6 protein-coding genes are annotated in these 9,435 nt (G+C 59.4%); 2 read left to right on the top strand and 4 right to left on the bottom strand.

Going from position 1 to position 9,435, the window contains the following annotated elements:
• The coding region (locus ACH2EH_RS19365; RefSeq protein WP_395144241.1) for an AAA family ATPase at nucleotides 1-1,390 on the top strand (1,390 nt) is incomplete at its 5' end.
• Complete coding sequence (locus ACH2EH_RS19360; protein WP_395144240.1) at nucleotides 1,387-2,814, top strand: YdiU family protein; 1,428 nt, start codon at nucleotides 1,387-1,389, stop codon at nucleotides 2,812-2,814. The genes ACH2EH_RS19365 and ACH2EH_RS19360, both read left to right, overlap by 4 nt.
• 89 nt (nucleotides 2,815-2,903) lie before the next feature.
• Here the strand turns inward: ACH2EH_RS19360 and ACH2EH_RS19355 are convergent, their stop codons facing one another.
• From ACH2EH_RS19355 to ACH2EH_RS19340, 4 genes are all read right to left on the bottom strand, one after another.
• Nucleotides 2,904-3,599 carry a hypothetical protein gene (locus tag ACH2EH_RS19355; protein WP_395144238.1) on the bottom strand — a complete coding sequence of 232 codons (696 nt, stop codon included), beginning with the start codon at nucleotides 3,597-3,599 and terminating at the stop codon, nucleotides 2,904-2,906.
• Between the two features lie 178 nt (nucleotides 3,600-3,777).
• Complete coding sequence (locus tag ACH2EH_RS19350; protein ID WP_395144236.1) at nucleotides 3,778-6,078, bottom strand: DEAD/DEAH box helicase; 2,301 nt, start codon at nucleotides 6,076-6,078, stop codon at nucleotides 3,778-3,780.
• A gap of 93 nt (nucleotides 6,079-6,171) precedes the next feature.
• On the bottom strand, nucleotides 6,172-8,697 hold the full coding sequence (locus ACH2EH_RS19345; RefSeq protein WP_395144234.1) for a tetratricopeptide repeat protein: 2,526 nt from the start codon (nucleotides 8,695-8,697) through the stop codon (nucleotides 6,172-6,174).
• 237 nt (nucleotides 8,698-8,934) lie between these two features.
• The coding region (locus ACH2EH_RS19340) for an aminopeptidase (protein WP_395144232.1) at nucleotides 8,935-9,435 on the bottom strand (501 nt) is incomplete at its 5' end.

Raw genomic sequence — 9,435 nt, 5'->3', positions numbered from 1 at the left:
TTTATTTTTCAGTATGGCCGGAACGGCCTTCGTAGCGGAGCTTGCGACGCTCTCCACTCCCCCCGCTCCAACCGGGGGGACACCCTTTACCACCGCGCCCTTGCCAAACGATACAATCCTTACGATGATTCTGAGCTTTCCCCCTGTCTGTCTGATTGTACTTTGCGGCGCTTCGGGTTCGGGCAAGTCCACCTGGGCACGGCGGCACTTTCGCGCCTCGCAGCTTGTCTCCAGTGATCACTGCCGCGAGATGGTCGTGGACGATGCCGCATCGCAAAGCGCCAACGACGATGCCTTTGCGCTGTTTCACCAGTGGATCGCGCTGCGTCTCAAAAACCGGCGGCTGACCGTGGCGGACTCCACCGCACTCAAGCCAGGCGCACGGGATCGGCTGATCACGCTCGCCCACGCCGCCCGTGTCCCCGTGCATGTCGTCGCCTTTGATGTCCCGCTCGACGAAGCGATCCGTCGCGATGCCCAGCGAGTGGGGCGCTCCGTCGGGGAGAAAGTCGTCACCCGCCACCGGGCCACACTGGAGCAGGCACTCCGCGAGCTGCCCAAAGACCAACGCCTAGCCGGGGTGCACATTCTCACGCCCGAGCAGATGGATAGTGCGACAGTGCAGACCACGCCCGGCGCTGTCAGTGCCCCAGCGTTTGACGTGATCGGCGATGTGCATGGCTGCCTGAGCGAGCTACAAACACTGCTCGGAAAACTCGGATACTCTGCCGAAGGCAAGCACCCCACGGGCCGTGTCCCCGTCTTTGTCGGTGATCTGGCGGACCGTGGCCCGAACTCGCCCGGAGTCTTGCGCTTCGTCTGTGACTTGGTAGCCAAAGATCTTGCTCTCTTCGTTCCGGGCAACCACGATGACAAGCTGTTTCGGATGCTTCAGGGTGGGAAAGTCCAGCGCACCCACGGCCTGGATCTCACCGAGGAGCAGCTTCTCGGAATGCCCGAGAAAGAGCGGGAGCACCTGACGCTCGATATTCTGGCGTATCTGGCTCCACAGCCCGTGCACCTCGTGCTGGCAGACGGCACCCTTGCGGTCGCGCACGCCGGAATTCACGATGACATGCTGGGCCAGAGCAGCGATTTCATCACACGCTTCACGCGCTTTGGAGATGTGCGCGGCTTCGAGGCCAGCGGCATGCCGATTCGCCACGACTGGGCCGCCGAGCGTGAAATCGGCGATAGCGAAAATGGCCCGCTGATCTGCTACGGCCACACACCACAGGATGAGATTCGCTTCATCAACAACACCGTCAACCTCGACGGTGGCTGTGTTTTCGGGGGTTTCCTGGCCGCTCTGCGCTTCCCCGAGCGCGAGCTGGTGATGGTTCCTGCCGAACGGACGTATGCCCAGAAGCGGGTACACTCGGAGGCATGAGTTCTCACTCGTGGCAGTTTGACAACACCTACGCCCGCCTTCCCGCCGCCTTCTTCGAGAAAGCGACTCCCGCGCTGACCCCCGCTCCACAGCTTGTGCTCTTCAACAAGCGCCTCGCCGAGGAGCTGGGATTGCAGTTAGACGGTGAACTCGCTCCGCTCTTTGCGGGGCAGGCGATTCCCAAAGGCTCTGAGCCCATCGCTCAGGCCTACGCCGGGCACCAGTTTGGCGGCTTCACCATGCTCGGCGATGGCCGCGCGATTCTGCTGGGTGAGCATGTCACGCCTGCTGGAGCACGCGTGGACATTCAGCTCAAGGGCTCGGGGAGAACGCCGTACTCCCGGCGCGGCGATGGCCTCGCGGCGCTTGGCCCCATGCTCCGCGAGTATATTATTTCGGAGGCCATGCACGCGCTCGGGATTCCCACGACCCGTAGCCTTGCCGTGGTCACCACGGGCGAGCAGATCGAGCGAGAGACACGACGTCCCGGCGCAATTTTAACACGAGTAGCCGCCAGCCATATTCGGGTGGGGACGTTTCAGTACGCCGCTGCCCGCCGGGATGAAGCAAACCTGCGCGTGCTGGCCGACTACACCATCGCCCGCCACTACCCCGAGCTTGCAACTTCGTCGGAGAAATATGCAGCGTTTCTCCACGCCGTGCTCGCTCGCCAAGCCGCGCTCATCGCACAGTGGCAGTTAGTCGGTTTTATCCACGGCGTCATGAATACCGATAACATGACGCTCTCGGGCGAGACCATTGACTACGGCCCTTGCGCCTTTTTAGACACCTACCACACGGGGACGGTCTTCAGCTCGATAGACGAAAACGGGCGCTACGCCTACGGCAACCAGCCCGCCATCGCCCACTGGAACCTCACCCGCTTCGCTGAGTCGCTCCTCCCGCTGCTCAGCGCCACCGAGGACGAGGCTGTCGCGATTGCCACTGAGGCCCTGAACACCTTCCCTGATCTCTACGAGCAGGCCTGGCTGACGGGAATGCGCCATAAACTCGGGCTACAAACCGCCGAACCCGACGACCCCGCGCTCATCGCCTCACTCCTCACCTGGATGGAACAGACCGAGGCGGACTTCACCAACACCTTCCGTACCATTACCGATCCAACCGACAAAAATGCCGACTTTGCGGCCTGGCACGCCCGCTGGCAAGAGCGCCGTAGCCGCGAAGCAAGCTCTAGCGCCGAGCAAATCGCGCTCATGCACAGCACCAACCCCTCTGTCATCCCGCGCAACCATCTCGTCGAAGAGGCCCTTACCGCCGCCGAGAACGACAACAACCTCGGGCCACTGCACGCGCTGCTAGAGGTTCTCACAAAGCCCTACGAGTACAGCGCTATCTCTTCGAAATACCACGAGCCAGCACCAGCCAGCGCGTGCGGCTATAAAACGTTCTGCGGGACGTAGGGAAGCCCTCCCTCCCCCCGGCCCCCTCCCATTATTGGGAGGGGGTCGTGGAGTGAGGAACGAACGGAGCGGGGGGAGGGGAACCTTGTCTACCGCGTAACAAAGCGACGGTTGGGCGGGAGGGCGAACTCGGTGCGGGCGGGAGCGCTTTTGGGGTTGTCGAAGGGGTAGGCGGCATCGGCGGCGAACTGCACCTCGATCCGCAGGTCAGTGGCGGTCTTGAGGTGCTCTAGGGCAGCTTCCCGGCGTGCCTTCGCCCCCGCGATAAAGCCAAGCTGGCTCTGGTTGGCCTCGACATAGGTGTCGCGCTTGGCCGCCAGGGCCGTGATCGTCTCAGGAGTGATTCCTGGCAGAGTCTGTGTGGAGAGGCGCAAGAGAATCCCCTCGGTCACCTGCACGAGCGTGGCGCGGCTCATGTTGGGCAGGTTCTCCCCGATGTAGTAGCCCTTGAGCGCCGCAGGCTGGGTGCGTGTCCATTTCTGCCGTGCGGCGGTCTGCACCTCGCGCAACCCGGCCAGTAGCTCTTTTCGGGCAAGCTTCTCGTTGCTGGTAGAAACCCACTGACCGGTATCGCTCTCCACCGCGGCGGCTTGCTCTTTTTTGCCCTCGCTCACGGCGGTATCGAGCGCATCGAGGGTCTCGTCGGTGATCCCACGTGCCAGTAGAGTCGCATGATAGGCAGGTTTCCGAGCCGCTGCGGCTATCTGCGCCGCAACATCAAGTGATACGACCTGTGCATAGTTCAGTGCGCCCGGTTCACGGTTTGTTTTCTTTGTCTCGTCCATTAATTTTCTCTCCTCATTGCCTGTTTCTATACGTCCGATGACTGTTTTTTGTTCCCAATGACTGATTTTTTGTCCGCCGATTGAAATCGGTCTAAGAGCCTCGTCCCTCGGCTGAGAAGTCGCTCCGCGACTGGGACACCACGCAGCAGTCGCGGAGCGACTTTTTGGCGGAACGCCCTCAGACGCCGTTTTCAACCGGCGGGGGTTCGCCGTGCAGCAAGCGCTTCAAGATCAGAGCGGCTGCTTTTTTGTCTAATGGCTCGTTGTTGTTGCCGCACTTAGGGCTCTGGATACAGCTCGGACAGCCGTCCTCGCAGGGGCACTCCTCGATCAGCGTGTGGGTCGCAGTGAGCCACTGCTCGATAATGCGAAAGCCGGTCTCGGCGATTCCGACCCCGCCAGGGTGGGCATCGTGAACGAAGATCGTGGGGGCTCCAACTTGGGGATGGTGCGCGGTGGAGACGCCGCCGATGTCGTTTCTATCGCAGAGGGCAAAGAGCGGGAGCAGGCCGATGCTGGCGTGTTCGACGGCGTGAACGCCGCCGGCTAAATCCAGGCCCGCGACGGTAAGTTCTTCGACGAGGTATTGAGGAAGGGGGTACCAGACGGCCTCAGTTTCAAAAGTTTGTTCGGGGAGATCCAGATCGTAGGTGCCGAGAACTTCGTCGGAGAAGAGCTGTTTCTGACGAAAGCCCGTCACCCAGCTCGTAACACGCACCTCGCCGAAGTAGGCCACGGTGTCGCCGAACTCTTTACTGCCGCCAGTGGCGATAATCTCGATGTGCGAGTCGGTCTTGGGCTCGGTGAAGTAGCTGGCGGCGGCGCGGCGGACGGTGGCGCGGCGGCCCACGGTATCGAGTTCCTCCACAATATAGCTCTCGCCCATGTGCAGGTAGATCGCGCCGGGATGAATGGTCTCGAAGGCCTTGGCCTCCTCAACCGTGCCCAGTGTCTTGCCGTTTTCCTCAATCACGTACTGATTCGACGATGCCGAGCGGATATTGACAAGCGCCGCCGGGTACTCCGTGCCGACATAGTGGAGCCTATCGCCGCGCGCCGCCAGTGCGCCTTCCTCGACCAAGCGATGCGCCACCCAGCGGGCACGCTCCCCGCCAAAGAGGTCGGCGTCTTCGTCGGTGAGGGGCGCTTCGTAGGCGGCGCAGAGCAGGTGCCCGCCAAGAATGTGCTTGTTGGTCGGATCGAGCGCTGCGTGCTCGGCGGGGCGCTCGAAGAAGTAGTCGGGCTGGCGCATGAGAAACTGATCGAGCGGGTTGTCGGCGGCGATAAGAAAGGCTAAAGACTCCCCTTGGCGACGGCCCGCGCGCCCGGCTTGCTGCCAGGTGCTCGCCACGGTTCCCGGATAGCCCGTCATCACCACAGCGTCCATGCCCCCGATGTCCACGCCCAGCTCCAGCGCATTGGTCGCGGTCACTCCCGTCAGCTCCCCCGTGAAGAGTTTGCGCTCGATCTCACGCCGCTGCTCCGGGGTATAGCCCGCGCGGTAGCTCATCACTTTCTCTGCGGCGGGCTTGCCCTCCAGCGCCCGGCGTGCATAGGTCAATAAAAGCTCCGCCGTCTTGCGGGAGCGGGTGAAGGCGAGTGTTCGCACGTCGTCTTTGAGCAGCTCCGTGAAGACATGGGTAGCCTCGGCATTGGTCGAGCGGCGCGTGCCCGTGGCGGCGTCCGTCACGGGCGGGTTCCAGAAAACAAAGCGCCGCTTGCCCGTGGGCGCTCCTCCACTCTCCGCCGAGACCACTTCGGCCGTGCGCCCCGTGAGGCGCGTAAACAGCTCCTCCGGGTTGGCAATGGTCGCGGAGCAGGCGATGATCTGAGGCCGTGCGCCATAAAGCTCCGCCACACGCAAGAGGCGCCGTAGGATATTGCCCACGTGCGCCCCAAAGACCCCGCGATACACATGAGCCTCATCGAGCACCACATAGCGTAGGTTGCGAAAGAAAGTCGCCCAGCCATTGTGATACGGCAAGATCCCCAGGTGGAGCATATCGGGGTTTGTCACCAAGAGCCGCGCCGTGCGCTTGATGGCAAAACGCTCGTCCTTGGGCGTGTCGCCGTCGTAGGTGGCGGAGATAATATCGGGCCACAAATCGAGACTCTTGAGCTTGCTCTGCTGGTCTTGTGCGAGGGCTTTGGTGGGAAACAAATACAGCGCCCGCGCCTTGGGCTCTAGGAGCAGCGTCTCTAAAACCGGCCCGTTGTAGCATAAAGACTTCCCCGACGCTGTGGGTGTCGTGACGATCACTTGAAACCCGAGGCGCACCAGATCAATGGCTTCTGCCTGGTGCCGAAAGAGCTTCTTGACCCCCATGTGCTCCTTCAGCGCTTTTTGCAGCCGCTCTGGCAGCGGCGCGTCCAGCTCCCCATAGACCGCAGGCCGCGCCGGGATATGCTCGATATGCACGATCTGTTTTTTGTAGTCGGGGTGCTGGCGAAGACGGTCCAGAAAGGCATCGGGGTTCACGTCGGTATTGTATCGTGGCAACGACCAATAAAAATGCCCAGCACGAAGCTCGTGCTGGGCATTTGAAGATCTCTTTTCTCTTCGTATTTGTTACTACAGGGCTTCTTTGAGCTGGGCAATACGCTTCTTAGCCGCCTCGATATCCGCAGCCGACACTCCAGGCACCGTGATGTACTTCTCGTAGGCGGCAATCGCCTTGGGGAACATGGTCTCCGCCGAGATCTCATCAGCCACACCGTAGTCATCGCAGGAGAGGCCCAGGTAGTACCAGGCATCGGCCAGCTTCGCATCAGCCTTGGTGGCGGCCTCAAAGTCCGCGATAGCCTTCTTCAGCTCCGCAAGCTTCACCTTGGAATCCGTCGCAGCCTTTGACTTACGGTAGGTCGCGAGTCCTCGTCCGTAGAGAGCCGGTGCATCGCTAGGCTTTACCGCAAGGAACGTGGTGTAGTTAGCGATAGCCTTGTCGAACTCCGGGATTCCTTTGGTCGGGTCGTTGGCCTTGCGCTTGTTCTCCCCGGTATTGAAGTACAGAATGGCCAGGTTCTTAATGGCATCAGGATCTTTACTACCGGAGAGTTGCGCAAACTTCTCAAAGTCCGCCGCCGCCGCCGTCAAGTTTCTCTGGTCTTGATAGGCCTTGCCCCGGAGCTCGTAGAACTTCGGATCGGCAGGATTGAGGGCGATGATCTTGCCGTAGTCAGCAATCGCGCCCGCCAGATCGGGGGGAGTTTTCTGAAGGGCGCAGTAGGCCCGATTGGTCAGAACCGCGAGCTGATTTTTAGCATCCGTGGGGTTGGTCGCCAGATACTTGGTGTAGTTGCTGATCGCGCTGTCCCACTGTTTCAGGTTGAGAGAGATCTCCCCAAGAGTTAAGAGAATCTCGGCATTGCCGGGTGCTTTGGCAAGCCACTGGTTATAGACATCCGCCGCCGCTTTGAAATCCCCGCCCGCCTTGGTCTTATTCGCCTTGCTGTAGCGGGCGCTCGCCAGGTTACTGATGTACTTGAGGTAGTTGTCATCGCTGGGCTTGATCAGATCCAGGGATTTCTGGAAGTCCGCAATGGCCTTGTCGAAGTCTTGCGACTCGAAGTAGGCCACACCACGGTTGGTGTAGGCGACCGGGTCTTTCGGATCGGCAGCGATTGCTTCGGTCAGCGCCGCAATTCGGTCCGCGACGGAGCCACCGCCACCGCTCGCCTTTGCGAGAGCCAGGAGTTTCTTAATCTCCATCGTCTCCGGGCCATCGGACTTAAGCTTGAGGTACTTCTCGAAGTTGGCAATGGCCCCTTTATAGTCCTGGAGGTTGTACTGAACGCGGCCCAGTCCCTCATAGCCGAAGGGCTTATCAGGCACCAGTGCGATAAAGCTGGTGTAGGGAGAGACCGCTTCTTTGTACTTTTCCTGGAAGCTGTAGGAGTCGCCCAGAATAATAAAGGCATCGGCTTGTTTGGCATCGAGCTGGGTCGCCTTGGTCGCGGAGGCAATCGCCTCACTCAGCCCCGCCGCCTTTGCCTTGTCAATGGAGCCGCCTTGAGGCACCACCATGTTGTACTGCGCCAGTGCAAGGTCTTTCCAGGCCACGGCATCAGTCGTATTCTTCGCCAGGTAGATCTTGAGATCTCCCACCGCTGCCGCATAGTTTTTCGGATCCACATTCAGATAGCACGCGGCACGCAGTCGGTAGACAGTAGTATCCGCTGATGCACCTGCTTTTTGCAGGTAGCCAGAGTAGTCCACAATCGCCGACTTGTAGTCTTTGAGCTGAAGATAAACGGCGGCGCGGTTCTTCAGAATCTCCCCATCGCCCGCCTTGAGAGCCAGCGCACTGCTGTAGTCGGCAAGCGCCCCCTGGAAGTTCTTCAACTGGAAGTAGCAGGCCGCACGATTCAGGAGCGCCCCGACATTGGTCTTATCGAGCGCCAGCCCCTCGGTGTAGTCGCCAATAGCGGGCTGGAGCTGATTGAGCTTCAGAAACTCAATATCTGCCTTAGAAAAATAAGTGGATGACTTGTCTGCACCATTCAGCAAAGGAATCGCAAGAGCATAGTCGGCAACCGCTTTGTCGAACTGACCGAGCTTCTCGTAGGCATAGCCCCGATTGAGCAGTGTAAAACCGCGCTTGGGATCCGCCTTCAGGACAATACTCGCATCCGCAACGGCCTCAGCGAACTTGTTCACCTGAAGATAGGCACCCACACGATTGTCTCGCGACTCTAGCACGAGATCCGGGGCATTTGGCTTAGGCTTCGGATTGAGCTCTATTACCTTGGCAAAATCAGCAGCGGCCCCTGCCCAGTTGCTCAGTTGAATGCGTACCACCCCACGGTTAAAATAGGAGTCCGCCACCATAGGCTTGCCAACGATAACCTTGCCAAAAGCCGCCTCCGCCTGAGGTAGGTTCTTCATCCCAAAGTGGGCGCGCCCTAGATCGAAGTAGAGCTGAATGGCATCCGGCCGCTCTTTAATAAGCTTGTCGAGAACCTTGATCGCTTCGGCGAACTTCCCCTGGATAATATAGGCACGGGCAGCAGCAATATCCTCTTGGGCCCATGCATTTGCATTGGCCCCTAACACCATTACCAGAGCGCTCACCGCCCCAACAGTTACCAAACGACTCATGAAGAACTCCTCAGTTGCAGAGAGCGACCCCTCCGCAAAAATACCGGGTTTTGATAGGATTATACCCACAACCTAACAAAACTACTTGCTTCGATTATCCGGTAAAGGGAGCCTTCTCCTGTAGGGTAGCGGTGAAACTCTCTTACCGTGGTCTCATTGGACAACAGTAAAAATCAATCGGATGTGATCTGAGTCACTTTTTATGGTGACATAGATCACAAAGGCTACGGGTTTTCCTCAGACTAGGAAGCTGCCCGCCTGCATGAGCGCCCTGCCATCGGCCCAGATATCAAAACGTAGGCCGACCACATCAATGTGCGTGCAGGACTGCCAACCCGCTCCGGTATGGAATCCGTAGGGATCCCCAAAGGCGATATGGATACCAGGGAATTTTTCGTCCTGGAGGATATTGCCAATCACCCGTGTCAGACCGATATTCGTTCCAATGGCGAACTCCCCCACCCGATCTGAGTTTTCGTCGGTGTGGCAGTACTCCCAGAACTCAGCCTCCAGCGCCTTGTTGGCACAACGAGCGCTGGTGAGGCGGTTCTTCTCAATCGTGAGTGTCAGTGGATTTGCTTGCATCAGCCCATATTTAGCACAGAGATAGTCGCCGACAACACCATCTACCACAAAAACTCCATTGATCTCCCAGGGTGATGTGAAGATCTCGCCGCCGGGAAGATTCCCCCATTTTTTATTTGAGATAATCCCACTTGTCTTGAGCCAGTTGTACTC

Origin of the sequence: Armatimonas sp. (assembly GCF_043760365.1) — a bacterium.
Classification (GTDB): Bacteria; Armatimonadota; Armatimonadia; order Armatimonadales; family Armatimonadaceae; genus Armatimonas.
Note: the sequence above shows the minus strand (reverse complement) of the source record. Positions and strands in the feature narration are given on the sequence as shown.